This window comes from Streptomyces sp. NRRL WC-3742 (assembly GCF_000720635.1).
Lineage (GTDB): Bacteria > Actinomycetota > Actinomycetes > Streptomycetales > Streptomycetaceae > Kitasatospora.
Genome location: NZ_JOCF01000015.1, coordinates 13,326 through 39,573 on the forward strand (window position 1 = coordinate 13,326; position 26,248 = coordinate 39,573).

At 72.6% G+C, this 26,248-nt stretch carries 16 protein-coding genes; 7 read left to right on the forward strand and 9 right to left on the reverse strand.

The features are described 5' to 3' along the window. Window positions 1–19: 19 nt before the first annotated feature. Genes IH61_RS0111320 through IH61_RS48420 form a run of 8 tightly spaced genes read right to left on the reverse strand, consistent with a single transcriptional unit; the run spans window position 20 to window position 8,744 of the window. On the reverse strand, window positions 20–802 hold the full coding sequence (locus IH61_RS0111320) for a 2,3-dihydro-2,3-dihydroxybenzoate dehydrogenase (protein WP_031068372.1): 783 nt from the start codon (window positions 800–802) through the stop codon (window positions 20–22). Next, complete coding sequence (locus IH61_RS0111325; RefSeq protein WP_234327135.1) at window positions 799–2,205, reverse strand: hydroxysqualene dehydroxylase; 1,407 nt, start codon at window positions 2,203–2,205, stop codon at window positions 799–801. The genes IH61_RS0111320 and IH61_RS0111325 overlap by 4 nt, the downstream gene beginning before the upstream one ends. After that, on the reverse strand, window positions 2,202–4,079 hold the full coding sequence (locus tag IH61_RS0111330; protein WP_031068377.1) for a prenyltransferase/squalene oxidase repeat-containing protein: 1,878 nt from the start codon (window positions 4,077–4,079) through the stop codon (window positions 2,202–2,204). Before IH61_RS0111330 ends, IH61_RS0111325 begins: the two co-directional genes overlap by 4 nt. Further along, window positions 4,076–4,501, reverse strand: coding sequence for a DUF2834 domain-containing protein (locus IH61_RS0111335; protein ID WP_051836825.1), 426 nt, complete (start codon window positions 4,499–4,501; stop codon window positions 4,076–4,078). Before IH61_RS0111335 ends, IH61_RS0111330 begins: the two co-directional genes overlap by 4 nt. Continuing rightward, a complete protein-coding gene (locus IH61_RS0111340) occupies window positions 4,488–6,053 on the reverse strand; it encodes a flavin-containing monooxygenase (RefSeq protein WP_051836827.1) in 1,566 nt (521 codons plus the stop codon). The genes IH61_RS0111335 and IH61_RS0111340 overlap by 14 nt, the downstream gene beginning before the upstream one ends. Further along, window positions 6,050–6,949 (reverse strand): 1,4-dihydroxy-2-naphthoate polyprenyltransferase, encoded by a 900-nt coding sequence (locus IH61_RS0111345; protein WP_051836829.1) that lies wholly within the window; start codon window positions 6,947–6,949, stop codon window positions 6,050–6,052. The genes IH61_RS0111340 and IH61_RS0111345 overlap by 4 nt, the downstream gene beginning before the upstream one ends. Further along, window positions 6,946–7,659: a methyltransferase domain-containing protein gene (locus IH61_RS0111350; RefSeq protein WP_037972343.1), complete on the reverse strand. Its 714-nt coding sequence runs from the start codon at window positions 7,657–7,659 to the stop codon at window positions 6,946–6,948. The genes IH61_RS0111345 and IH61_RS0111350 overlap by 4 nt, the downstream gene beginning before the upstream one ends. Before the next feature lie 35 nt (window positions 7,660–7,694). After that, entirely contained in the window at window positions 7,695–8,744 is a 1,050-nt protein-coding gene (locus tag IH61_RS48420; protein WP_031068386.1) for a polyprenyl synthetase family protein, read from the reverse strand. A gap of 523 nt (window positions 8,745–9,267) precedes the next feature. Here IH61_RS48420 and IH61_RS0111360 point away from each other — a divergent pair. The 7 genes from IH61_RS0111360 to IH61_RS0111390 all read left to right on the forward strand — a co-directional run bounded on the left by IH61_RS0111360 (window position 9,268) and on the right by IH61_RS0111390 (window position 25,229). Further along, window positions 9,268–12,114 (forward strand): hypothetical protein, encoded by a 2,847-nt coding sequence (locus IH61_RS0111360; protein ID WP_031068388.1) that lies wholly within the window; start codon window positions 9,268–9,270, stop codon window positions 12,112–12,114. Between the two features lie 9 nt (window positions 12,115–12,123). Then, window positions 12,124–16,113: a hypothetical protein gene (locus tag IH61_RS0111365; protein WP_031068390.1), complete on the forward strand. Its 3,990-nt coding sequence runs from the start codon at window positions 12,124–12,126 to the stop codon at window positions 16,111–16,113. A 34-nt stretch (window positions 16,114–16,147) separates the two neighbouring features. Then, window positions 16,148–17,074 (forward strand): glucosaminidase domain-containing protein, encoded by a 927-nt coding sequence (locus IH61_RS42805; RefSeq protein WP_078911015.1) that lies wholly within the window; start codon window positions 16,148–16,150, stop codon window positions 17,072–17,074. Then, a complete protein-coding gene (locus IH61_RS0111375; protein WP_051836833.1) occupies window positions 17,071–20,649 on the forward strand; it encodes a hydantoinase B/oxoprolinase family protein in 3,579 nt (1,192 codons plus the stop codon). The genes IH61_RS42805 and IH61_RS0111375 overlap by 4 nt, the downstream gene beginning before the upstream one ends. A 258-nt stretch (window positions 20,650–20,907) precedes the next feature. Beyond that, window positions 20,908–23,949: a hypothetical protein gene (locus IH61_RS48425; protein ID WP_051836835.1), complete on the forward strand. Its 3,042-nt coding sequence runs from the start codon at window positions 20,908–20,910 to the stop codon at window positions 23,947–23,949. Window positions 23,950–24,021: 72 nt separating this feature from the next. Then, window positions 24,022–24,459, forward strand: a complete 438-nt coding sequence (locus tag IH61_RS42810) for a hypothetical protein (RefSeq protein ID WP_158844904.1) — start codon at window positions 24,022–24,024, stop codon at window positions 24,457–24,459. A 128-nt stretch (window positions 24,460–24,587) separates the two neighbouring features. After that, a complete protein-coding gene (locus tag IH61_RS0111390; protein ID WP_031068400.1) occupies window positions 24,588–25,229 on the forward strand; it encodes a maleylpyruvate isomerase N-terminal domain-containing protein in 642 nt (213 codons plus the stop codon). A 19-nt stretch (window positions 25,230–25,248) separates the two neighbouring features. Here the strand turns inward: IH61_RS0111390 and IH61_RS0111395 are convergent, their stop codons facing one another. Further along, a complete protein-coding gene (locus tag IH61_RS0111395; protein WP_031068402.1) occupies window positions 25,249–26,220 on the reverse strand; it encodes a GlxA family transcriptional regulator in 972 nt (323 codons plus the stop codon). Window positions 26,221–26,248: the final 28 nt, after the last annotated feature.

Consider the following 26,248-nt stretch of genomic DNA (forward strand, 5'->3'; position numbering starts at 1 on the left):
TCCGGGAAGTGGTGCGGGATCACAGGGCGCCGAGGGTGGCGCCGCCGTCGACGGTGAGGGTCTCGAGGGTGATGTGGCCGGCCTCCTCGGAGAGCAGGAAGCGCACGGCCCGGGCGACGTCGAGCGGTGTGGCGACCTTCCCGAGCGGGATGCCGGTGCGGTACGCGTCCGGGTTCCCGGCGACGGCGGCGCGGGCGGCGGCGCCGGGCGGGTGCATGCCGCGCAGCATCGGGGTGTCGGTGGAGCCGGGGGCGACGACGTTGCAGCGGATGCCGTACCGGGCGACCTCCAGGCCCAGGCACCGGGTGAAGGCGGTGGCGGCGGCCTTGGAGGCGGCGTAGGCGGCCATCTCGGTGCGGGCGAGGCCCGCGGCGTTGGAGGCGACGGTGACCAGGGCGCCGTGGCGGCGCTCGACCATCCGGTTGACGACGGCGCGGGAGAGCAGGAAGACGCCGGTGGCGTTGACGGCGAGGGTGGTGTGCCAGTCCTCCTCGCTCAGGTGCCGTGCCTCGCCCAGGCGCAGCACGCCCGCCGCGTTGACCAGCCGGGTGATCGGGCCGGTGTTCTCCTCGATGTCGCCGACGAGGGCCTCGACGGCGCCGGGCGAGGTGACGTCGGCGGGGCGGGCGTGCGCGGTGAGGCCGTCGGCGGTCAACTTGTCGACGACCGAGGCGAGTTGCCGCTCGTCCCGGTCCACGGCGAGGACGGTGTCCCCCTGCTCGGCGAGGAGGCGGGCGACGGCGGCGCCGATGCCCCCGGCGGCCCCGCTGACCAGGGCGACCCCCCTGACCAGGGCCGTCATGGCCGCCTCCCGGCGCGTGTACGGGCGAGGGCCATGAGCGGCGCGAGCGCCGTACGGACCAGCCGGGCGGCGCCCGGGCTGACGGTGGGGAGGTCGTCGATCCGCACCGGCGGCAGCTGCGGGCGCAGCGCGCGCCGTACGGATTCGGCGGCGCGCAGGCCCGAGGCGACCGCCCCCTCCATGGCCGTCATGCCGGGCGGCGAGGCGGTGTGGTCCCCGGCCAGGTGGAGGTTGGTGAGCGCGGTGGCGGTGTGCGGGCGGTGGCGGTCGGCGCCCGGTCCGGGGGTGAAGTAGGGCGCCTCCAGGTGGGGTTGGAAGCAGACGTGCTCGATGTCCTCGGGGTCGAGGCCCGGCAGGTAGCCGCGCAGTTCGTCGACGAGGACGGCGACGGCCTCCTCCTCGGGCAGGTGGGCGAGGCGTTCGACGCGGCCGACCACGCAGTTGAGGACGGTGCTGCGGTGGCCGGTCCAGTTCTGGCCGATGTCGAGCAGGGTGATCGCGTGCGGGGAGTCGACCAGGCGGACGTGCTCGGCGGGCAGGCCGGGCAGGCGGCGGCGCAGGTAGAGGTGGAGGGCGCCGAGGGGGCGGGAGTTGAGCTCGCGTACGCCGTGGGCGGGGCGCAGCGCGCCGGTGAGCTCGGGGCCGAGAGCGGTGACCCGGTCGTGCGGGACGGCGAGGACGACGTGTCCGGTGACGGGTTCGGTGGTGGTGTGGACGGGGGTGCTGAGGGTGAGGCTGTCCAGGTGGCGGCCGGCGGTGGTGACGGCGGTGAGCCGGTGCTCGGTGTGGACCTTGACGCCGCGTGCCTCCAGCCGGCGCCGGAAGGGGTCGATCAGCCAGTGCTGGAGGTCGCCGCGGGGCATCCGGACACGGCCGGGGCGGCGGACGAAGGCGGCGATGGAGCCCCGGAACTCGGCGGCGGAGGCGGCGCGGATCTCGGAGGCGGTGGAGGCGAGGAAGAAGTGCTCGATGTCGGCGACGGCCGCCTCGGTGAGGTAGCGGCGGCTGTTCAGGAACTCGTACAGCGACTGGTCGCGGTTGCGGTAGTCCTGGGCGAGGAGGTCGACGACGCCGTACAGGAACAGCAGGCCCTCGGCGGAGCGCGCTTTGGCCGTGCCGCTGGGCCGGAGCTGGTGGAACTTGGTGGTGGGGCGCAGGCTGCCGCCGAGGCCGAGGTCGGCGAGCAGGCGGTGGGTGTTGCGGTAGAAGGAGGGGAAGATGTGGACGCCGAAGTCCTCGGTGCGGCCGTCGATGCGGCGGGAGCCGGTCTTGCCGCCGAGGTCGGGGGCGGCTTCGAGCAGGCGTACGGGCAGGCCCAGGCGGGCGAGTTCCCAGGCGGCGGTCATGCCGGCGAGGCCGCCGCCGATGACCGTGACCTCGTCGGTCGTCACGTGCTCGTTCACGACTCGCCTCCCTGGGTGGCATGGTGGTGGGCGGACAGGGCCGTGACCGCGTAGATCAGGCGCAGCAGGCTGTCCCGGTAGGTGAGGCCGTCGCGGTAGACGATCCAGGTGTGCTGGGGTTCGTCCCAGTCGCCGTCCTCGCGCTGGGTGCGGGCGAGGAACTCCAGGCCCCGGCGGACGGCTTCACCCCGGGCGTGGCCGGCGGCGATCAGGGCGATCAGGGCCCAGCTGGTCTGGGAGGTGGTGCTGGTGCCGCGGCCGATCCAGGCCGGGTCCTGGAGGGCGCGGATGTCCTCGCCCCAGCCGCCGTCCGGGTTCTGGTGGGCGGTGATCCAGGCGCAGCCGCGCTCCAGCGCGGGGTCGTCGCCGGGGATGCCGCAGGAGGCGAGGCCCGTGACGGCGGCGACGGTGCCGTGCAGGTGGTGGCAGGCCCACCAGCCGGGCCAGGAGCCGTCCTGCTGCTGGTGCTCGCGCAGCCAGGCGACGGCCCGGCGCGCCGGGAGCTCGTGGCCGCGGCCGTCGGCGCCGAGGGCTTCGAGGACGTGGCCGGTGACGTCGGCGGAGGGGGCTTCGAGCAGGCCGATCCCGGCGAGGCGTTCGCGGCCGGGCAGGCGCCAGCGCAGGGGTTCGAAGGCGGCCCAGCCGCCGTCCTCGCACTGCTGGGAGACCAGCCAGTCGACGGCGCGGCGGCAGGCGGCGTCCACGTCGGGGTCGGTGCCGCGCGGGTGGGCGCGGCGCAGTGCGGCGATGGCGAAGCCGGTGTCGTCGGCGTCGGGGTTGGTGTCGTTGGCGAAGACGAACGGCCAGCCGCCGGGGGCCTGTCCGGGGGTGAGGACGGCCCAGTCGCCCGGTTTGGTGACCTCGTTGTCGAGGAGCCAGCGCACGGCGCCCTCGGTGGCCTTGGGGTCGGCGCCGGGGGCGGCCGCGGTGGCGCCCAGGGCGAGCGCGGTGTCCATCACGACGGGGATCCACAGGTCGACGTGGCGCTGCCCGTCGTGGTGGGTCACGTACTCGTCGAGGGCGGCCATGGCGCGGGTGCGCACGGGGTGGTCGGCGGGCAGTCCGGCCGCGTCGAGGCCGATGAGGGCGTTGGCGGTCTGCGGCCAGTTGCCGCCCCAGCCGCCGTCGCGCTCCTGGGTGCGCAGCAGGTACCGGACGGCCTTGCGGACGGCGCGGCGGCGCAGCGGGCGTACGGGGTGGTGGGCGAACCAGTGGCTGAGGGTGGTGGCGGTGCGCAGCGGCAGCGGGCGCCGGGGGCGGCCGCCGGGCTCGGCGAGCAGTTCGGGGATGTCGAATCCGGCGGGGACGACCTTGCGGCCCTCCATCAGCAGGCTGTTGGCGACCAGGACGCCGCGCCCGGCGGCGCCGAGGTGGTAGATGCTGCCGGGGGCGTCGTCGGGCAGCAGCAGGATCTCCGGCGGGAACAGCGGGATGTCGCGCCAGGGCCAGAGGCCGATCATGGCGAGCCAGGCGAGCATCAGCGGGTTGTCGAGGGCCTCGACGCCGCCGAGGTCGCGTACCCGGCCGGCGGCGGCGCGCAGTTCGGGTTCGTCGGGCCGGTGGCCGGCCAGGCGCAGGGCGACGTAGCAGAAGACGGTGACCAGGAGCTGGTCGTCGCCGCCGAAGTGGGCGGCCCAGCCGCCGGTGGGGGTCTGCTCGGCGAGGATGGTGCGGGCGGCGGCCGCGGTGCTGTCGTCGGGCGCGATGCCCAGGTAGTGGCGGAGCACGAGTTCGCCGGACTCGCCGATCAGGCTGGCGCGGCAGTCGCCCTGCCAGTGGCCGTCCTCGTGCTGGAGGCGGCGCAGCGCGGCGGCGGCGCGTTCGAGGGTGCGGGCGGGGCTGGTCGCGTCGGCGGTCGTCGCGTCGGTGGTCATCGCTGCGGCTCCTTGACGGCCGGCGCGGCGGGCGCCGGCTGTGGGGCGGGGGTGGTGCGGGCGGCGGCGATCCGGCGCTGGCGCACGTACATGAAGATCGAGAAGCTGGCGATCAGGGCGAGGGCGGGCGCGCCGACGATGTACGCCCAGACGTGGCGGATGCGCCAGCGGCGGGCCTCGATGATCTGGTAGGCGCCCAGGGCGGCCCAGATGAGGGCGAGGTCGGCGTAGACGAAGCAGGACGCAAGGTTGTGGGTGGCGTCGCGCAGGAAGTCGTCCATCACGCCGATCGGCCCGTCCTCGGCGTGCCGGAGGACGAAGGCGACGGCCAGGGTGCCCATCACCAGGGTGCCGATGGCGGCGAACACGGCGTACATCCGGCACAGGAACCGGTCGTCGGCCCAGGGTTCAGTCGGTGGCATGGTGGGCTCCCGCGGGGCGCGGCGCCGGTACGGGCGCGGCGGCGTGGTCGTAGTGGTAGTCGTCGAGGTCGAAGTGCCGGGCCCGCCAGGCGGCTTCGTACGTGGACGAGGGGCGCACGGCGGGGGCGTCGCCGTGCGGGTCGAAGTAGTAGCTGTTGGTGCCCTGGCAACTGGGGTGCGCGAACACGGTGTCGGGCTGGCGTCGCAGCGCCCGGCGGAAGGAGGCGTCGTGCCGCTCGGGGCGCACCAGGGCCTGGGTGGCGCCGCGGCGGCGGGCCTCGGTGATGACCCGGGTGAGGTGGGTGACCTGGTAGTCGATCATGCCGAACCAGGAGCCGCCGGTGAACGAGTACGGGCCGACGATGAACCAGAGGTTGGGGTAGCCCTTGACGGAGGTGCCCTCGTAGGTCTGGAAGCGCTCGGCGCGCCAGAACTCCCGCAGGTCGCGCCCGCCCTGGCCGTGCACCGGGAAGGGCGGCAGGTTGTCGAGCACGTGGTAGCCGGTGGCCAGGACGAGGACGTCGCAGGGGTGTTCGGTGCCGTCGGCGGTGGCGACGCCGGTGGCGGTGATCCGCTCGACGGGCTCGGTGTGCAGTTCGACGTTGTCGCGGGTGAAGGCCCGGAAGTAGCCCTTGGCGAAGGAGGGCCGCTTGCAGCCGAGCCGGTAGCGGGGAGTGAGGGCCTGCACCAACTCCCGGTCTCCGCGCACCTGTCGGCGCAGGTAGAGGCGGGCGACGGCTTCGCCGGCCCGGACCAGGAAGGGGAAGCGGCGGTAGTGGATCATGGCGATGACGAAGCCGACCTCGGTCGCGGTGTCGGTGGCCAGCCGCACCGCCCGCTGGGTCCAGGGCGCGGCGGCGAACAGGCGGCGCACGGCGGGCGGGATCGGGACGTCCGGCTTGGGGAACACCCAGGTGGCGGTGCGCTGGTAGACGTCGAGCCGCTCCACCTTCGGCGCGACCTCGGGGACGAGTTGCACGGAGGAGGCGCCGGTGCCGATGACGGCCACGCGCCGCCCGGTCAGGTCGAGCCCGGTGTCCCAGCGGGCGGTGTGCACGACCGTGCCCGTGAAGTCCGCCAGGCCCTCGAGCTTGGGCGTCTTGGGCTTGGTGAGCCAGCCGGTGGCGCACACCAGGTACCGGCCGGTGAGCGTGGCGCCGTCGGCCAGGGCGACCCGCCACAAGTGCGCCTGCTCGTCGTAATCGGCCCGTACGACACGGGAGTTGAGGCGCATGCGTGCGCGCAGCCCGTACCGGTCGACGCAGCTCTCGGCGTACGCCTTGAGCTCCGCGCCGGGCGGGAAGGCCCGGGACCAGCCGGCGTGCGGGGCGAAGGAGAAGGAGTAGGAGAAGGCACTGATGTCCACGGAGATGCCGGGGTAGCGGTTGGTGTGCCAGGAGCCGCCGGCGCCGTCCTGCTCGTCGAGGATCAGGAAGTCCTCGATGCCGCTGCGCAGCAGCCCGACGGCCGTGCCGATGCCGGAGAACCCGGCGCCGACGACCAGCGCCTCGTACTGCGGCTCTTCGTGCCGAGTCGTGTCGGCGGCGGTCACAGCGCGAGCCCCGTCGAGAGCAGCGCGCCGAAGGCGAGCAGCAGCCAGCAGGTGTGCTCCAGCGCCGGGATCAGGTCGCGCCCGCGGGCGCCCCCCAGCACCAGGCGCAGCGGCAGCACCGCGACGGGCGCGGCGGCGGCCACCAGCAGGACGGCGGGCCGCTGCGGCGCCAGCGCCAGGGCGACCGCGAACGCGGCCGCCACCAGCAGCGCGTAGTAGACCCGGGTGCGGCGCTCCCCCAGCCGTACCGCGACGGTGATCTTCCCGGCCTCGCTGTCGGTGGGAATGTCGCGCAGGTTGTTGGTGGTCAGCAGCGCGCAGGCGAGCAGCCCCATCGGGAGGGAGGCGCCCACGGCGAGCGCGGGCACCCGCTCCAGCTGGATGTAGGTGGTGGCGCACACGGCGATGACGCCGTGGAAGACGAAGATGCTCACGTCCCCCATCGAGCGGTAGCCGTACGGGCTGGAGCCGCCGGTGTAGAACCAGCCGCCGAGGGCGCAGAGCCCGGCCAGGGCGAGCAGCCACCAGCTGATGGTCACGGCCATCACCACGCCGGCCACCACGGCGACGCCGTACAGCTGGAGGCCGTGGTGCAGGACCCGCCGGGGCGAGGCCGCGCCGGAGCCGACCAGGCGGACGGGGCCGAGGCGGTGGTCGTCGGCGCCGCGGATGCCGTCGCTGTAGTCGTTGAGGAAGTTGGTGCCGAGGACGAAGCCGAGGGCGAACACCAGGGTCAGCACGGTGCGCACCGCGTGGACGGGCCCGTCGGCGGCGGCGACGGCGGTGCCGACCGCGATCGGGGCCAGGGTGACCGGCAGGGTCTTGAGCCGGGCGCCGAGCAGCCAGGCCCGCAGGGCGGAGGGCTTCGCGGCGCCGGGGCGGGTGGTCGCGCTCACCGCTTCCTCCCCACGCCGAGGAACAGCACGCCGGTGGCCTTCACCGGGACCATCCGTACGCGCTCGCGGCGGCCCGCCAGGTAGCCGAGGCCCTCGCGCAGGTGCGGGCGCAGGCCCAGCAGCCGCAGGTCCACGCCGTGCTCGCGCGCGGTGCGCAGCAGTCGGGGCCGGTTGACGAAGAGCCGGTGGTCGTGGGTGCCGCGCTCCGGCCTGCCCGGCAGGGGCAGGTTCTCGGCGAGGGTGATCGCCACCAGCCGGGCGAGGCGGGTGTCGGCAATGGTGTCGACGATCAGCGTGCCGCCGGGGCGCAGGACGCGGCAGGCTTCGGCGACGGCCGCGTACGGGTCGGGGACGTGCTCCAGGCACTGCCCGGCGGTGACCACGTCGAAGGAGCGGTCGGCGAAGGGCAGCCGGGTGAGGTCGGCGCGGGCGAGGTCGCGGTAGCCGTGGCGGGCGGCCTCGTTCAGGGAGAGCTGGGAGAGGTCGACGCCGGCCAGCCGGTAGCCCTTGCCGGTCAGGTGCGGGCCGGCCAGGCCGCCGCCGCAGGCGAGGTCGAGCAGCCGGGCGCCGTCGCGGTCGGCGGCGGGGACGAACTCGGCGCGGGCGCGGGCGATCCAGCCGAGCGGGGCGAGCGGGCCGCGCGGGTCCCACCAGGTGCCGGCGAGGCGGTCGTAGTCGGTGATCAGGTCGGTCCGGAGCTGTTGTTGCACAGCACTACTCCTCGGGGCGGCTGCGGGACGGCGGGTCAGGCGGCGTCGCTCAGCGCCCGCAGCGCGGGGTGCTGGGCGGCGAAGCTTCCGACCAGGTCGCTGAGGCAGCGCCGGACGACGGGGGCGTGGGAGGCGGTGGCCGGGTGGGTCTCCACGGCCCGTAGGGCGTCGTCGGTGTAACGCTGCGCAACCTTGGCGGCCCGGGCGATCGCGCCCGTCTCCTGCACGAGGGCGACGGCCTCGCCGCATTGTTCGGCGGAGAGCGGCTGTTCCCGGAGAATCGTCTCCAGACGGATTCCGGAATCCTGGACGGCATAGATGACCGGCAGGGTGTATACGCCGTTGAGAATGTCCTTGGCCTGCTGCTTGCCGGTTTCCCGGCTGCAGATGTCGAGGATGTCGTCCCAGATCTGGAACGCCATGCCCAGGTTGTGGCCGAAAGCCTCCAGGGCCTCCCGCTCGCCGTCGGCCGCCTGCGACTGCAGGGCGCCCATCGCGGCGGCCGTGCGCAGCAGGCGGGCGGTCTTGCCGGAGATCGCGGCGAAGTAGTCCGCCTCGGAGCGGGTCGGGTCGTGCAGCTGGCTGGACTCCAGCATCTGCCCGACGCACATATCGGTCAGGGTCTCGGCCATGACCACCAGCTCGGTGCGGCCCAGGGCGGCGGCGCCCTCCATGCAGCGGGCGAGCAGGTAGTCGCCGGTCAGCAGGGCGATGGCGTTGCCGTACTTGGCGTTGATGCTGGGCTTTCCGCGCCTGATCTGCGCCTCGTCGATCACGTCGTCGTGGTGCAGGGTGGCGATGTGCAGGGTCTCCACGACCGCCGCGCCCTCGATGACGCGATGGTCCGTGCGGCCGCCCTCCTCGCGGTCGAGCAGGTACGAGGCCAGCAGCACCAGGGTCGGGCGCAGCAGCCGGCCGGCGTTCTCCACGGAGTAGAGCAGCGGCTCCCGGATGCGCGAGTGCGGCGGGAGCAGCAGGGTGTGCAGCGCCTCGCGGACCCGGACGAGGTCCTTCTGCAGGCGCTCCTGGATCCTGGCCGCGCCTTCACCGGGCGAATGCGCGTCGGAATGCGTCTCCGAATGCACCTCTGAATGCGTCGCCGAATGCGTCGCCGAATTCGCGTCTGAATGCGCGTCGGATTGCGATGACGAATGCGCTGTGAGCGGCGTCGTCGCCGTCATTGTCGAGATTCCTTCCCCCGTGGCCCCGCCGAACGCCGGGGCCGAGAAACGGACCGGAGAGCGGCCCGTGCCACACCAGCGTGACGGCAGTCGGAATTCGAGTCGAGACGCGTGACACACGGGCCCGATCCGGTCGAATGCGGGGCACCCCGGGGACCGCACCGGGACGCGCCTGCGGCTATTACCCTCCGTCATTACTACCGGCGGGTTCGTTGTGGCGCAGATCACAGGCGATTCGGGCCGTATCCGGCCGCCGTCGGCTCACTATGCGGACAGCGGCCCGGTTCCGCACCGCCTCCGGCCGAGGCACTCCCCCGACGAGCGGGCCCGCGGCGCCGGGTGCATCGTGGAAGTAAAGGCGTGTCCGACACGGCATGCCCGCGGTCGGCTCCACGCGGCCTCTTCGTCTCGAAGGGCGGGCGCAGTGATGACGGACAGTCAGTTCCGTGTGATCAGGCCCGACGACATGCTCGTGTTCGATCTGGGCACCGTCAACCTCGACATCGACACCGCCGGCGCCCGCCTCACCCGCCACGACGCGGGCGCGGACGCGCTGATCGTCCTGCAGTTACCGTCCCAGCACACCATCGAGGCCGTGATCGGCTCACCGCCGAGCGAGCCCGTCAACGCCTTCGCCGCGGGGCCGACCTCACTGCCGTTCCTGGTCCCCGCCGGCCTGGACGGGCTGCCGCTCTCGCTCGCGCAGCTGCTCGACTGGGCCGGCCTGACCCCCGCGACGGTGCCGACCACGCTCTCGCCCGACGAGGGCGAGGTCTCCGTCTTCGGGGGCATACCCCGCATCGCCATCGAGTTCCCGACCCGGCTGCTGCTCACGCCCGACGGCATGGCGCAGTGGACCCACCGCACCGACCCCTTCACCGTGGACGGGCGGACCGAACTGTGGCACACCACGCTGACCTCGCTGGACAGCACCCACGCGAAGCTGCGGGCGTACGCGAACCTCAACGAGCGCGCGGTGCGTGACACGAACACCATCGTGATGCTCGCGCCCAAGGACCTCGACGACCTGGTGGCCCTGACCAGCAACCTGGACGCGGGCGGGACGGCGCCCCTGGAGGCCGAGCGGTTCACGCTCACCCCGCTCGGCGCGTCAGTCCGTATCCAGGGGGCGTGGGACGGCCTGACGACGGTCGGCCCGAGCCCCGCGCCGAACACCACTCTCACCGTGTACCAGCAGATCACGGGCCTCGGGCGCGACCAGTACCTGAAGACCGTCGAGCGCGGATTCCTCAACACCGGCCACCGCGCCTCCAAGGTCAAGGTCGCCGAGCGACAGTTCCTGGAGACGGGTGACGGCGTGGTCGCCGGGCTGGAGCAGCAGACGTACATCGTCGTCCAGCAGCCGGAGATGACGTACGGGGACTCGGTCGGCTACCCGGCCGAGGGCCGGGGCATGCCGTTCCAGTCCCTGAGGCTCACGACCCTGGTCACCCCGCCACTGGACCCGGCCCAGGAGGGGTCGCCGTTCGTGCCGGCCGTCAACAACGTCTCCTTCCCGTTCTCCATGGTCGGCACGGATGTCGAGGGGCGGCAGATCGGCCTGTCCATGCCGCTGATGTTCGTGCCCTTCGGTACGGGCATGGGAACCGTGGTCCAGAAGTACAACGACGACACCGTCGAGGCCGACCGAACCGCGCAGCTGGCGGGCCAGTCCATGGCCCTGGCCCGGCCCGCGGACGGCGAGCCCGGCTCGACCTGCCTGCCCGTCACCTCGCTCACGTTCATGATGCGCGGGCTGGAGCAGCCGGAGATGGGCCCGCCGCTCGGGGCCCTGCCGATCCTGGAGAGCGCGGTGGTCCGGGTGCCCGCCGTGCGGATGGTCACCGGCGGCACCGGCGAGACGACGGTGACCCACGACGACGGGTACCTGCAGAACGGCATCGACAACCACCCCTCGGGCACGTTCCTGAGCACCGTCGCCCCGCTCGCGATGGGGTTCGCCGCGCAGCAGGCCGGCGGTGTCGCCAAGCCCGACATGGCGATCGGCGCCATCACCAGCCGCGCCGGTGCGATCCCCGGGGCGTTCGCGAGCGCCGCCGGGGTCGACGCCGGCGCGCTGAAGGACCTCTTCGGCAATGCCAAGCTCCTGGGCAGCTTCTCCCTCGCGGACATCCTCGGGAACATCCCGGTGCCCACACCGGAGGACTTCAAGCAGATGGCGGAGGAGGAGATCCAGCAGCGCCTGAAGGACGGCCTGCTCACGACCCCGGTCCTGCGCGTCTCGGACCTGCCCGTACCGCCCGGCCTCGACGGCCTGCCGCGCCTGGGCAGCGAGCTGCGCTACCTGTGGAGCCCGCCGCTGAACAGCGGCAACGACATCCTGAAACTGGACGGGGCCTCGCTCATCCTGGACGCCCGTACGGTCTGCTCCCCGGACGCCGCCACCCAGTCCACGATCCACGGCGAACTGAGCAACTTCTCGATCGACCTGGCCGGTGTGGCCAAGATGCACATCGCCAGCCTGAGCTTCACCGCCCAGCCGGGGCGGCAGCCCGAGGTCAAGGCGCACGGATTCGACCTGCAGTTCGACGGAAAGCTGGAGTTCGTCAGCACGCTGCGCGACCTGCTGCCCACCGACGCTTTCGGCAGCGGCCCGTTCATCGAGGTGACGACGAGCGGGATCACCGCCGGCGTCGACCTGGCGGTGCCGGACAGCGGCGTCGGCATCTTCAGCCTGCAGAACCTGCGGCTGTCGGCCGCGCTGCACATCCCCTTCGACGACCAGCCGCTGTCGCTGCGGTTCTCGATCTGCGAGCGCCACCACCCGTTCAACCTGAGCGTCTCGGCGCTCGGCGGCGGCGGCTTCCTTACCCTGGTGATCGACGCGAACGGCATACAACTGGTCGAGGGCGCACTCGAGTTCGGCGGAAACCTCAGCCTGAACCTCGGCGTGGCCAGCGGCGGCATCTACGCGATGGGCGGCGTCTACTTCGCGATCGACGCGGACAAGTCGGTCACCATCACCGGCTACCTGCGCTGCGGCGGCTACCTCTCGGTGCTGGGCATCGTCAGCGTCACGGTCGAGTTCTACCTGGGGCTCACCTACAGCAAGGACGCCAACGCCCACACCTCCGAGGTGTCGGGCGTCGGCACGGTCACGGTCGGCGTCCACGTCGCCTTCTTCAGCAAGACGGTCTCGCTGAGCCTCGAACGCCACTTTCCCGGGAGCAAGTCCGACCCCACCTTCGCCGAGTGCTTCCCGCCGGGGACGGATCACTGGGACAAGTACTGCCAATCCTTCGCCGGCCAGTGAGGCGCCATCATGTCGAACACCCAGCAGATCCGCTGGACCGTACTCCCGGCCGGGGCCTCCGCGGACGGCACGCAGGCGCTGGTGTCGGTCTTCGTCTCCCCGCGCCTGGCGATCGAGGACGGCGAGTCGCTCGGCCCGTTCCCCGACTTCCTGAACTGGCCCGGCGCGCTCGCCCGGGCGACCTTCCAGTTCGTGGTCATGAAGGACGGCGAGCCCGTCGGCCAGCCCATCCCGCCGACCGCCATGACCAGCAGCCCGGACCCGGCGCTGTGGACGCGGCTCTTCAACGCCGAGACCCCGCTCCTGCCGCACCTCTTCGAGGACCACACCGAGCGGCAGGTGACCAGCTACCCCTCCGCCGACGTCACGCAGAGCGTGCGGACGGGCTTCACCGGCGCGGCGGCGGCCCAGACGGACACCCTGCCGAACGCGTCGGCGGTGGCGGAGATGGCCGGGTTCGCGCCGCGGCCGGCCGACACCGGGGGGGCCGTGGAATCGCTGACCGAGGCCGGCGCCGACACGTCCGCCCAGGCACCCGGGCCGATGGACCAGTTCTTCAACTTCCACACACGCTCAAGGGCGGAGACCGGCCACGAGGGAATCGCGGCGGGCGGCGCCCCGACACCGCCCCCGCCGCCCACGCCGCCACCGCCTCCGCCGCCGCCCGCCCCGGGCGACCGGGACTTCCACGAGCTGCTCTCGGCCCTCGGCGACCACCCTCACCTGCTGCGCAGGCTCGGCCTGGTGCTCGACTTCACGCTCCCCGCCGACCAGGTCACGCTCTCCGAGGGCGACTTCGCCCTCAAGGTCGTACCGAACTGGTCGGCGCCACCACCGCCCGCCGACGGCCAGGAGGCGCCGCCCGACACCACCGACCTGTCGCTGTCCACCGCGTACGTCCGCAGGACCTCCACGCCGCCGATCTTCACCGCCGCCTCGGGCGAGGGAGGACTCGAGGACCCGCTGCACCCGCCGGCCCGCGGCGTCATGCTGCTGGACCCCGAGTACTCGCTCGAACAGGTCGACGTCGACGGAGCCGCCCTCAAGGCGGCCAACGCCGCGGCGGCCGCGACGGCCGACTCCGGCGGCGACTCCCTGGACAGCGGCGCCAACCAGGCCGCCCCGCCGACCGTACGCACCAAGGGCCTGGTCATCGTCCACAACGACCGGGCGGCCAAGCTCCAGGAGACCTTCGCCCGCAACGCCACCCTGGAGCAGGGCGTCACCTCCGACGACACGCAGGTGCTGGCCGCCGAGGATCTCGTCCGCGGATACCGCATGGACGTCTTCGACGAGGGCCTCAAGCGCTGGCTCTCCCTGCACGAGCGGATCGTCGACTACCACGCCCCCGGGAAGGACGGGGAGCCGATCGACACGGTGACCGACGAGGGGTTCTTCCAGCACGGGCTGACGACCATGCCCGACGGGGACCCGAACCAGCTGTACGCCCACGAGCACCTGATCACCTGGGAGGGCAACAGCCTGGCCGCCTCGCCCCATGGACTGCCGGTCAGCGACATCCGCGCCGCCGACGACCCGAACGGCCGGGAGTGCCCGCCGATCGAGGTCGACAACACCGCGCAGACCGCTCTGCCCCTGGAGATCGACGTCCAGGCCAAACCCGGCTCGCTGCCCAAACTGCGCTTCGGCCACCACTACCGGGTACGCGTGCGCACCGTGGACCTGGCCGGGAACGGCCCGACCATCGACCAGGGCGACGCCCTGTCCGACCGCGTCGGGCAGGTGCTTCCGCCCGCCGGCGCCGAGACCTTCCGCCGCTTCGAGCCCGTGCCCGCGCCCATGCTGGTACCGCGTGCGGCGTTCGACGAAGGGGCCAGCGCCTACCAACTGGTCATCCGCAGCACGAAGGAACTGTCGGCGACCGACTACGCCACCGCCTTCAACGCCTCGCCCCCGGTCACCGGCGGCACGCACAAGGCGTACGCCGGGACCGACGAGCGGCACGTGGTGCCGGCCAAGACCGCGCTGCGGTGCGTGATGTGGCACGGGAAGCTGGACTCGGCGTTCCCCTCCGACGACGCCGCCGTCCGCCAGGCCGCGTACGAGGTGGCATGCCGGGAGAGCGGCAAGCTCGACCAGGCCGGCGTGCCCGGCATCGAGTTCGTCCTGGCGCCCGGCAGCGACCTCCTCACCGACGACAACCCCGTGACGTACCCCGTCTGCACCCTCGACCAGCTCACCATCCCGTACCTGCCCGACCCGTACGCGACCGGCGTCATCTTCCAGGACCTGCCCGGCCTCGCCGAGGGCGACCACCTGCCCGACCTCACCTGGGACGGCCCGACCTGGTACCAGCCGCAGTCGCTGCGCCTGCGCGTCGTCGAGGGCAGCGGCGCCCCGCAGTGGGACGCGGGCACCAGGGTGCTGACCGTCCAGCTGCCGAAGGCCGCCGTCGCCACCGTCCGGGTGCGCTCGAAGATCGAGCCGACCCCCGACATCCTCGGCATGCTGCAGTGGTGCCAGGACGCGCTGAGCAGCGACGGCTACCAGACCGTCCTCGACGCCGCCGGCGGCGACGGGCACTGGATGATGACGCCCTGGCACGAGGTCACCCTGGTGCACGCGGTGCAGCGGCCCCTCGCCGTCCCGGTGCTGCAGTTCGACGAGAGCGGGCCCCCGCGCGAGGCGGGCGCGACGTCCGAGCAGCTGCGCGGCAGCATGACGCTGGACACCGCCAGCACCGGACGGATCGACCTGTTCGCGCAGTGGACCGAGCAGGTCGACGACCTGCAGCAGTCCGGGCCGCAGACCGTGCAGTTCGGCGGGCCGGTGTTCGAGTTCAGCCGCGACTTCGCCGTCCAGCACAGCGACGACGCCCCCGCCCCCGCCTCCGCGCAGGAGGACGGCTTCGCCTTCGACACCAGCGCCGGCGTCGGCATCGGGAACACCCCACCGACCCCCGCCAAGCACGAGTTCCACAACACCCGGTACCGGGCCGTCGACTACCACGTGGTGGCGACCACCGCGTTCAGCACCTACTTCCCGCCCGAGTTCGCTCAGGACCCGTCGCAGCAACTGCTCTCCGTCAGCGGCGAACCCGTCCGCCACGAGGTGCTCAGCTCCGCCCGGCCCGCGCCGCCCGTGGTGCTCTACGGCATCCCCACACTGCGCTTCGACCCGCTCGAAACGCTGGCCGCAGGGACCACCGGCAGGCGCCGCAGCGGCGGACTGCGGATCTACCTCGCGCGGCCCTGGTACTCCTCCGGCGACGGCGAGATGCTCGGCGTGGTCATCCCCCAGGACACCACCGTCCCCGGCAGCCCCGACTACCTGTCGGTGACGCTGCTGGGCCGCGACCCGATCCACGTCTCCGCCCCGGTGCCCACACCCGCGAAATTCACCAACGCGGCGCAGGTACTCACCGACGTGCCGATGACGGACGTGGCACCGGACTACAAGGCGTCGCTCGCCCTGTTCCAGCCGGTCTACGACCCGAACACCCAGCGCTGGTTCTGCGACCTCGACCTCGACACCGGCGTCGCGTACCAGCCGTTCGTACGGCTCGCGCTCGTCCGGTACCAGCCCAAGGCCATCGACGGCGCGCACCTCTCACCGGTGGTCCTCACCGACCTCCTGCGCACCCTGCCCGAACGGCTGCTGACCGTCCAGGGCACGGGCCCGCTGAGCGTCACCCTGACCGGCCCCTCCTACCCGCCCGGCGCCGACGCCGGCGGCGGCCCCCGGGTCACCGCACGGCTGGAACGGCGGGAGGCCACGATCCCGGACGAGGTGCTCGGCTGGACCCCGCTCGGGGACGAGGTCGAGCTGGCCCGGTCCGACGCCGGCGACGTGCCGATCGTGCTCATCCCCGGCACGATGTCGACGGCGGTCTTCAGCGGCGCGGTGCCCGTACCGGCGCGACCGGACGGCGAACGCCGGCGGCTGCTGGTCGTGGAGACCGAGCCCATAGCGGCGGACGCCGGGGCGAATGAGGAGACGGTCGACCGCGTCGTGTACTGCGACACCGTAGAAATCTGACGAAACCCTTGGAGACACCGGAAGAAGCAGGGCCATGACACTCACAGCAGCCCAACAGCAATTCCTGAACGACGCCGTCCCCCTTGCGCAGGCGAGCCAGAAGGAGTTCCAGGTACCGGCCTCCGTGAGCCTCGCGCAGGCGATCCTGGAGAGCACCTGGGGCAAGGACCACCTGGGGGACGCGAACAACTACTTCGGCATCAAGGCGTTCACGGTGAACGGCCAGGTGACCTTCGGATCGATCGCGACCGGATTCGTCACCTTCGAGACCAAGGAAGTGGTCAAAGGCCAGACCATCACCATCAAGGCGAACTTCCGCAAGTACGACTCGATGGCCGACTCGTTCCGGGACCACGGGGCCTTCCTGCGGAACAACTCCCGCTACAAGCCCGCCTTCCAGACGACCGACGGCAACGCCTTCGCCCGGGCGATCTCAGCCGCCGGCTATGCCACCGGGCCCGCCTACGCCGACTCCCTGGTGAGGATCATCAGCCAGCAGAACCTGCTGCAGTTCGACACCCCGACCGCCGGCGCCGACACGAACCAGGACGCGACCACCGCCATCGACGACGCGGACACGCAAGCGGACACGACGGATGCGACGCCGATCGACGACATGAGCGAGATCGAGGGCGCGGACGCGACTGCCGGTGGCGGTGCCGTCTCGGACGACACCACCCAGACTCAGACCGACACCACCGGCGGCGGCGCCGTCTCGGACGACACCACCCAGACTCAGACCGACACCACCGGCGGCGGCGCCGTCTCGGACGACACCACCCAGACTCAGACCGACGGCCCTGACGGCGGCGCCCCGCCTCCCGACGACCCAGGTCAGACCACCAACACCGACACCCCGTCGAACGACCCCGCCTCCCCCAGCGGCAATGACCCTGGAACCACAGATCCCCAATCCGGCGACACGCCTCCCCCCGCCGAAGACACGGGCATCCCGATGTGACGCAGAACTGGAGCGGGGAGCCCGCCGTACCGTCCAGGGGCTGGCAGTTCTGGGTGGACCGGGGCGGCACCTTCACGGACGTGGTGGCGCTCGCCCCGGACGGCCGGCTCCTGACGCACAAGCTGCTCTCGCACGACCCGGAGCACCACCGCGACCCGGCCGTCGCCGGGATCCGCGCCCTGCTGCCGCCGGGCGCGGAGATCGACTCGGTGCGGATGGGCACCACGGTGGCCACCAACGCGCTGCTGGAGCGCAGCGGCGAGCCGACGGCCCTGGTGATCACGCGGGGCTTCGCGGACGCGCTGCGGATCGGGTATCAGGACCGGCCCGAGATCTTCGCCCGCGCGATCGTGCTGCCGCCGCCGCTGTACGAGCGGGTCGTCGAGGTGGACGAGCGCATCACCGCCGAGGGTGAGGTGCTGCGCCCGCCCGACCTCGAGGGCCTCGCGGAGCGGCTGCGCGGCTGCCTGGACGACGGCATCCGCTCCCTCGCCGTGGTCTGCCTGCACAGCTACCTCCATCCCGCGCACGAGCAGCTGATCGGCGAGCTGGCCGAGCGGCTCGGCTTCGACCAGGTCTCGCTGTCGAGCGAGGCCAGCCCGCTGATGAAGCTGGTGCCGCGCGGGGACACCGCCGTGGTGGACGCCTACCTCGACCCGGGGCTGCGCCGCTACGTCCGGCAGGTGGAGGAGCAACTCGCCGGGGTGCGGCTGATGTTCATGCAGTCCAACGGGGGGCTCGCCGAGGCCGGGCACTTCCGGGGCAAGGACGCGGTGCTGTCCGGCCCGGCGGGCGGCATCGTCGGGATGGTGCGGATGTCCCGACTCGCCGGCCACGAACGGGTGATCGGCTTCGACATGGGCGGCACCTCGACGGACGTCTCGCACTTCGCGGGCGAGTACGAGCGCGTGGTGACCACCCGGGTCGCGGGGGTGCGGCTGCGGGCGCCGATGCTGGCGATCCGTACGGTCGCGGCGGGCGGGGGCTCCGTTCTGCGCTACGACGGCGGGCGGCTGCGGGTCGGCCCGGACTCGGCGGGTGCCGACCCCGGTCCGGCCTGCTACCGGCGGGGCGGGCCGCTCACCGTCACGGACGCCAACCTGCTGCTCGGACGCATCCAGGCCGACCACTTCCCCCGGGTCTTCGGCCCGGGCGGCGACCAGTCGCTCGACCTTCAACTGACGATCCGTCAGTTTGCTGGTCTTGCACGGCAGATCGGAGACATCACCCCCGAGGAGGCCGCCGAGGGCTTCCTGCGGATCGCCGTCGGTAACATCGCCAACGCGATCAAGCGCATCTCCGTCCAGCAGGGCCACGACGTGACCCGCTACGCCCTGACCACCTTCGGCGGTGCGGGCGGACAGGTCGCCTGCCCGGTGGCCGAGGAGCTGGGCATCCGTACCGTGCTGGTCCCGCCGATGGCCGGGGTGCTGTCCGCCCTCGGGATCGGCCTGGCCGACACCACGGTGCTGCGCGAACACGCGGTCGAACGCCCGTTGGAGGACGGCGAGATGGCGGCCGTCCGGGAGCGCGCGGAGGAGCTGGCGCGGGCCGCGACCGGCGAGCTGCGCGACCAGGGCGTCCCGCCCGGGCGCATCCGGCTCGCCCGCCGGGCCCGGCTGCGCTACCGGGGCACGGACACCGCCATCGCCGTCCCGCTGGGTGAACCGGCCGCCATGCGGGCCGAGTTCGAGGAGCGGCACCGGGCCATGTACTCGTTCCTGATGGACCGACCCCTGGTGATCGAGGCCCTCGCCGTCGAGGCGACCGGCGTCACCGAACAGCCGGCACTCGACACCGTCCTCACCGACGCCGCCCGCGCCGAGCCGTCCACCGCCTCCCTGTACACCGGCGGACAGCGGCGCCAAGTCCCGCTCCTGACCCGGGAGTCGATGCGGCCCGGCGACACCGTCACCGGCCCGGCCGTGATCGCGGAGGCCAACGCCACCACCGTCGTCGACGACGGCTGGGAGGCGGGCGTCACCGAGGCCGGGCACCTGCTGCTCGAGCGGGCGCGGGCCCCCGAGGGCGAGGCCCTCACCACGGCCGCCGACCCCGTCCTCCTGGAGGTGTTCAACAACCTCTTCATGGCGATCGCCCAACAGATGGGCGCCCGGCTGGAGTCCACGGCCCAGTCCGTCAACATCAAGGAGCGGCTGGACTTCTCCTGCGCGCTCTTCGACCCGGAGGGCAACCTCGTCGCCAACGCCCCGCACATCCCCGTGCACCTCGGCTCGATGGGCACCACCGTCAAGGAGGTGATCCGCCGCCGGGGCCCCGATCTGCGCCCCGGCGACGCCTACGCCGTCAACGACCCGTACCACGGCGGCACCCACCTGCCGGACGTCACCGTGGTCACGCCCGTCTTCGACGCGGCGGGCGAGCAGGTGCTGTTCCACGTCGCCTCGCGCGGCCACCACGCCGAGATCGGGGGCCTCACCCCCGGCTCGATGCCCGCCGACAGCCGCGTCATCGAGGAGGAGGGCGTGCGCTTCGACACCTGGCCGCTGGTGGTGGACGGGCGGCTGCGCGAGGAGGAGACCCGTCGGCTGCTCACCGAGGCGCCGTACCCCTCCCGCGACCCGGACACCAACCTCGCCGACCTGCGCGCCCAGATCGCCGCCAACCGCAAGGGGGTCGACGAGGTCGGCGCGATGATCGGGCACTTCGGCCTCGACGTCGTGCAGGCGTACATGCGCCACGTCCAGGACAACGCCGAGCAGGCGGTGCGCCGGGCCGTCGAGGGCCTGTCCGACGGCTCGTACCGCTACGAGACGGACTCCGGCGCCGTGATCGCCGTCTCCGTCCGGGTCGACCGTCAACAGCGGTGCGCCGTCGTCGACTTCACCGGCACCTCGCCCCAGCTCGACACCAACCTCAACGCCCCCTCCGCCGTCGTGACCGCCGCCGTGCTGTACGTGTTCCGCACCCTCGTCGCCGAGGACATCCCGCTCAACGACGGCTCGCTACGCCCGCTGGAGATCGTCGTCCCGCCCGGCTCGATGCTCTCGCCGCAGTACCCGGCCGCCATCGCCGCCGGGAACGTCGAGACCTCGCAAGCCGTCGTCGGCGCTCTCTACGCCGCACTCGGCGTGCAGGCGGAGGGGTCGGGCACCATGAACAACCTGAGCTTCGGCAACGCCCGCCACCAGTACTACGAGACCATCGCCTCCGGCTCGGGCGCCGGGCCGGACTTCGACGGCGCCGACGCCGTCCAGACCCACATGACCAACTCCCGCCTCACCGACCCCGAGGCGCTGGAGCACCGACTGCCCGTCCTGGTCGAGGAGTTCGCCGTCCGCCCCGGCACCGGCGGCACCGGCCGCCACCACGGCGGCGACGGCGCCCTGCGTCGCCTGCGCTTCCGCGAACCCGTCACCGCCAGCCTCCTCACCGGCCACCGCCGGGTGCCCCCGTACGGCCTGGCCGGCGGCGGGTCCGGCGCCCTCGGCACCAACCGCCTCCTGCGCGCGGACGGCACCACCGAGGACCTGCCCGGCTGCGGCAGCACCGACCTGGCCGCCGGGGACGCCCTGGAGATCCGCACCCCGGGCGGGGGCGGCTACGGGAAGTGAGCAAGGGGCCATCGATGAGGGCAGAGGCCGACGCCTGCCCGGTGGTGGGGGATTCATTCCTGCGAATACCGAGGGTGACCGGCCATGTCCAGCCAGGTACTGGATCTGGCCAACTTCGGCTAACTGTGCCGCTGTTGTGATCGGGCTGTGTAGTTTCGAGCCGATCCGGAAGGCGTCATCCGCACATGGGCCCGAGCCCTCCATGGCCTGGCGTCGTGGGCGGTCCCACCCGCACCTTCTTCGCAGACGGGAATCTTCATGAGCACCCCGAGCACCGGAACATCCTCCAGCAAGCCCGCCACCACACCGGCGACGACGGCACCCGCGGCGACGACACCCGCGACGACCGGACTCGACGGTCCGACGCCGGCGGACCTGCTCCCGACCACCGGCAACTACCCGACGGAGATCGTGAGGTACCGCTCGGTGGTCCTCACCGACATCCTCGGGGCGAAGCCGGCGCGCAAGCTGACCGGCGCCATCGACCTCGGCGAGGAGAACCTGCCGTTCTACGACCGCCCGGCCGAGGGCATGGTCGTCACGACGGAGCAGACCTGGTCGGCCCAGGGCGTCACGCTCGGCCGGCTGCTGCACAGCCTGGCCCTGGCGCCCGGGGAGAGCACCAGGGTCGCGGTCGTCGACTGGCAGCGCAGCACCAAGGCCACCGGCACCGAGACGACCGCCGAGGCCGACACGCTGTCCGCCACCACCGACCAGAACCGGTCGATCAGCGAGGTCGCCAACGCGATCGCCCGCGAGGAGCAGCACGGCTCCTCCGAGGGGTTCCAGCGGAGCCAGTCGTCCAGCTCCGGCGGCAGCATCGGCGTCTCGTTCTTCGGCATCGGCGGCGGCGGCAACTGGAGCAACTCGTCGAACACGGGCTTCACGACCGCGGTGTCGCGTTCGACCGGCGTGAAGTCGGTCGCGGAGGAGGCGACGCAGCGCATCAGCGCGCGGACCCAGCAGCTGGCGACCGCGGCCCGCAGCCGGAACATGACGGTCGTGCGCGAGACGACGCAGTCGGAGAAGGACCAGGTCGTCACCCGGGTCGTCACCAACTACAACCACATGCACGCGATGTCGGTGCAGTACTACGAGGTCGTCCAGGTCTACAGCGTGACGACCAAGCCGACCAAGCTGGAGCGCTGCCTGTTCATCCCGCTGCAGGAGCTCACCTTCACCTACTCCAGCCTGCAGCGGTACAAGGAGATCCTCGCGTCGGTGGCGCCGACCGAATGGGCGGCGAAGATCCGGGCCTCGAACCCGTACGACACCAGCGTGCGCAAGCTCGATGCCTGCCTGGCGCCGGAGGCGCCGACGGCCCAGGACTTCGACGGGGTGGATCTGGCGGATCTCTCCGGGTCGCCCATGGGCGTGTACGGGGTGCGGAAGTACGACGGCAGCCCGGTCCGGTTCGATCCGGTGAGCCGGCAGTGGAACCCGATGCCCACCACCGGACTGGACAGCGGCCTGACCCGCATCGCACCGGGCAAGGACACCGTGTGGGCGCTCAGGGCCGACAACACGCTCATGCGGTTCGACGGGACGACCTGGACCGCCGATCCCCAGGGCTGGAAGGGGCTGGGCCTCGCCTGCGGCGCGGACGGCGTGCTCTACATCGTCGGTGGGGACAGCAGGCTCTGGCAGCGCTCTCCGAACGGCACCTGGACGGACATGAACGCCGTGGCCGACGACGTCGCCGTCGTCGGCAAGGACAAGGTGTCGTACTGCCGGCAGGGGAAGCTCTGGACGCGCAGCGGCACCACCTGGCAGGAGCGGCCCGTCCCGTCGTTGTCGAACGTGCAGCGCATTTCCGCCACTTCCGACGGTGCGCTCTGGTGTTTCGCCAGCGACGGCAAGGCATACCCGCTGGACTACAGTGCGGCGACCTTGAACGCTCTCAAGGACTACCTGGTGACGATGTTCACCGCGTCGGCGAAGATCGTCTCGTCCGTCAACGGGGAGTTCTGGCTGCTCCGCAGCAACGGGGTGCTGACCCGGGTCCTCACCGCGGCACGGGAGGCACCCGTACCCTTCGACGCCGCGCCGAAGGCCGACACCTCCTACGCGTCCAAGATCGACGTCTGGTACGACGAGTTCGGGATCCGCAGCATCCAGGTGGTCTTCCCGGGCCAGACCTTCCGCTGCGGCGACACCGGCGGTTCCGGCGTGCAGCGGCAGGCGTCCTACACCTTCGGCGGCGCCGACAAGCTGATCTCCGTCGACGCGTGGTCCGGCACGGCCGCCCGTGGCAGCCTTGCCGGGCTGCGCCTGACGATGACCTCGGGCGTGGCCAACTTCGGGATCGCCGCGACCACCACCGTCGCGCCCGACCTGACCGAGGACGCCGGCGGTGCCTCGGCCATCTGCGGACTGTTCGGCTCGACGGTGAAGACCGGCAGCCGCACCTACGTCGCGTCGATCGGCTTCCACGTGCGCGGCGGGAACGTGTCGCAGGCGGTCCTGGACCACCTGAACGACAACCGCCGCCACTACAGCCAGGCCGTCTGGGCCCACGCCGACGAGCTGACGCTCAGCCGCATCCTCGCCAACTACTCGTACACTCCGGCGGGTTCGAACGCGGCGCCCGTTCTGCTCGGCACGCTGCTGGACCCCAAGCCGATCGCCGCCACCGGCAACTACCTCGGCTTCCGGTGGAACTTCAGCAGCGAGAAGGAACGTGACGACTGGACCGCCACCCGCAAGGCGGGCGACAACACGTTCGGGACCCCGTCGACCACCACGATCGCCATCGCCACCAAGGGCGTCTTCGCCGAGGCCGTCCTCGGACGCGCCAACTCGGCCGAGAAGATCGACCTCACCCGGTTCTGGAACTGGAAGGACTCGCCGATCCAGATCACCCCGGCCGACATCGCGCCGGTGTCCACCGGCTCGCGCGCCAAGGACCTCGACACCACGGTGGCCGCCCTGGCCGCCTCCCAGGCCAAGTTCACGCCGCTGGTGACGATGCCCGACCCGGTCGGCCTGCAGTCGGTGCAGGCCATCACCACCGCGAACCTGTTCCGCGACATGAGCGGCCTCAGCACCATGAGCCAGGTGCTCGCCAAGGGCATCGAAGCCGCCTCGAACAACGACAAGGCCGTCGGCGAACGCGCCCAGGAAGCGTTCAAGACCGCCACCGAGCACCAGCAGAAGATGGCCCAGATCGCCCTCGACGCCGCCGCCAAGGTCGCACCGGCCATAGCCGGAGTACCCGGCGGCGGCGCCGCCGGCGCCGGCAACCTGAGCGCCCTCGGCGGCATGCTGAACCAGGGCGGCAAGGCCGACGCGAAGAGCTGATCACCGCACCGCGCGGTCCCGGGCCACCCCGGGCCCGCGCGGTACCCCCGTTCACCCCTAGATTTGTGGATCATGAGAACACCAATGGGGGACATCCGAACGGCACTCGACCGCCTGGCGGCCGAACACCCGGCGGCGGAGCGCTCGCGCAGAATCCTCGCCCGGGCCCTGCTGGCCGTCGCGGCACTGCTTTTCACGTGGATCCTGGTGCTCGGCTCGACCACCCGGGGCCAGGCCGAGGTCCGCAACTGGTCCACCGTCTGGGTCGGCATGGACGTCCTCCAGGTCGCCGGGCTGATCGCCACCGGCCGACTGCTGGTCCGGCGCTCCCGCCTCACCGCCCTGGCCGCCGCCGCGGCCGCCACCCTGCTCCTGCTCGACGCCTGGTTCGACGTGATGACCGCCGAGGGCGGCGGCGCCTGGTACACCGCCCTCGCGATGGCCTTCCTGGTCGAACTCCCGGCCTCCCTCGCCCTCACGGCCCTCGCCCGCTCCGCCCTGGACTGGTGAAGCGGGGCGGGGCAGGGGTGGAGCGAAGTCCTACGCCCTGACACTCGGCGTCCGACGCCCGCCGTCGCTGCTCCCGCCGAGTGGCTGGAACACCCGGAGGGGTGGGCGGGGCGGTACCGTGCTGAGCCATGACTCGTGCCCAGGAGAACTTCCTCGCCATGGCCCGTACGGCCGAGCAACTGCTGCACCGTCCGGAGGTCACCGCCGCCTGGCATCTGCCGAGCGCGCTGCCGGAGTTCAGCATCGGCGGCCTCGCCGGCCACCTGGCCTTCCAGGTCCTGTGCGTCCCGACCGCCCTGGCCGGGCCGCCGCCCGTGGAGGAGACCGTCCCGCTCCTCGGGCACTACCAGCGCGCCAAGTGGGTCGGCGCGCCGCTCGACGCGGACATCAACGTCCAGCTCCGGGAGGGCGGCGAGCACCTCGCGGCTGTCGGGCCCGAGGCGCTGGCCGGGCAGGTCGCCGCCGCGCTCGCGGAGCTGACGGACGCGCTGGCGAAGGAGGACGGCTCCCGGCCGGTCCGCCTGTCGTTCTGGCCGCCCTACACGCTCACGATCGACGACCTGCTGGTCACCCGAACGATGGAACTGGCCGTCCACAGCGACGACCTGGCCGTCAGCGCGGGCATCCCCACCCCGGACCTCCCGCCGGAGGCCGCCGAATCGGTGCTCGACCTCCTCACCCGCATCGCCACCTGGCGCCACGGCCCGCTGAACGTCCTGCGCGCCCTCAGCCGCGCCGAGCGGGCACCGGAGTCCATCGCGGCGATCTGAGCGGGGCCGCGGCGCCTCCTCACCAGGCTCCGGTCGGCCCGAAGCGGCGGCGGTACGCGGACGGGGTGATGCCGGTCTCGCGGCGCATGAGGGAGCGCAGGTTGGCGGCGGTGCCCAGGCCGCTGCGGCGGGCGACGAGTTCGAGGCGTGCCTCGCCGCGTTCGATCAACCGGCAGGCCAGGGCGAGGCGTTCGCCGGTGAGCCAGGTCAGCGGGGTGGTGCCCAGCTGGGCGCGGAAGCGGCGGTGGAGGGTCGCCGGGCTGACGGCGGCCCGGGCGGCGAGGTCCGCGACGGTGAGCGGGGCGTCGAGGCGCTGCTGCGCCCAGGCCAGGACGGGGGCGAGGGATTCGTCGGGCAGGTCCGGCATGGGACGTTCCACGAACTGCCGCTGCCCGCCGTCGCGGTGGGCGGCGAAGACCAGGCGGCGGCTGACCGAGTTGGCGACCTCGGCTCCGTGGTCGCGGCGGACCACGTGCAGTCCGAGGTCGAGGGCGGCGGCGCTGCCCGCGGCGGTGAGGATGTCGCCGTCGTCGACGAACAGCACGTCCGAGGCGAGGTGGACGGCGGGGAAGCGGGCGCGGAACTCGTCCGCCCACTGCCAGTGGGCGGTGGCCCGGCGGCCGTCGAGGACTCCGGCCTCGGCCAGGGTGAAGGCGCCGCTGCAGAAGCCGATCAGGCGGGCGCCGCGCGCGTGGGCCCGGCGGACGGCGTCGAGGACGGCGGGCCGGCGGGGCACCTCGACGTCGGGGCGGTTGGGGACGATCAGGGTGTCCGCCGTGTCGGCCGCCTCCAGGCCGGCGACCCCCGTGAGGGTGAAGAAACCGTCGCGCATCGCGGTGCGGGGCTCGGGCGAGCAGAGGCGGAAGTCGTAGAGGTCGCGGCCGAGTTCCGGTCTGCGCAGGCCGAACACCTCGGTCGCGCAGCCGAGTTCGAAGGGGTTGGAGTTCTCGTCCACGATCACGACGACCCGGTGCGAGGATTCTTTCGCCATATGCGATTCCTAGCACTCACGCCGCCCG

Excerpts from the sequence above, each read along its gene's own strand:
- IH61_RS0111320 (WP_031068372.1), bottom strand. The coding sequence starts at position 802 with ATGACGGCCCTGGTCAGGGGGGTCGCCCTGGTCAGCGGGGCCGCCGGG.
- IH61_RS0111330 (WP_031068377.1), bottom strand. The coding sequence starts at position 4,079 with ATGACCACCGACGCGACGACCGCCGACGCGACCAGCCCCGCCCGCACC.
- IH61_RS0111335 (WP_051836825.1), bottom strand. The coding sequence starts at position 4,501 with ATGCCACCGACTGAACCCTGGGCCGACGACCGGTTCCTGTGCCGGATG.
- IH61_RS0111360 (WP_031068388.1), top strand. The coding sequence starts at position 9,268 with ATGACGGACAGTCAGTTCCGTGTGATCAGGCCCGACGACATGCTCGTG.
- IH61_RS0111365 (WP_031068390.1), top strand. The coding sequence starts at position 12,124 with ATGTCGAACACCCAGCAGATCCGCTGGACCGTACTCCCGGCCGGGGCC.
- IH61_RS42805 (WP_078911015.1), top strand. The coding sequence starts at position 16,148 with ATGACACTCACAGCAGCCCAACAGCAATTCCTGAACGACGCCGTCCCC.
- IH61_RS48425 (WP_051836835.1), top strand. The coding sequence starts at position 20,908 with ATGAGCACCCCGAGCACCGGAACATCCTCCAGCAAGCCCGCCACCACA.
- IH61_RS42810 (WP_158844904.1), top strand. The coding sequence starts at position 24,022 with ATGAGAACACCAATGGGGGACATCCGAACGGCACTCGACCGCCTGGCG.
- IH61_RS0111390 (WP_031068400.1), top strand. The coding sequence starts at position 24,588 with ATGACTCGTGCCCAGGAGAACTTCCTCGCCATGGCCCGTACGGCCGAG.
- IH61_RS0111395 (WP_031068402.1), bottom strand. The coding sequence starts at position 26,220 with ATGGCGAAAGAATCCTCGCACCGGGTCGTCGTGATCGTGGACGAGAAC.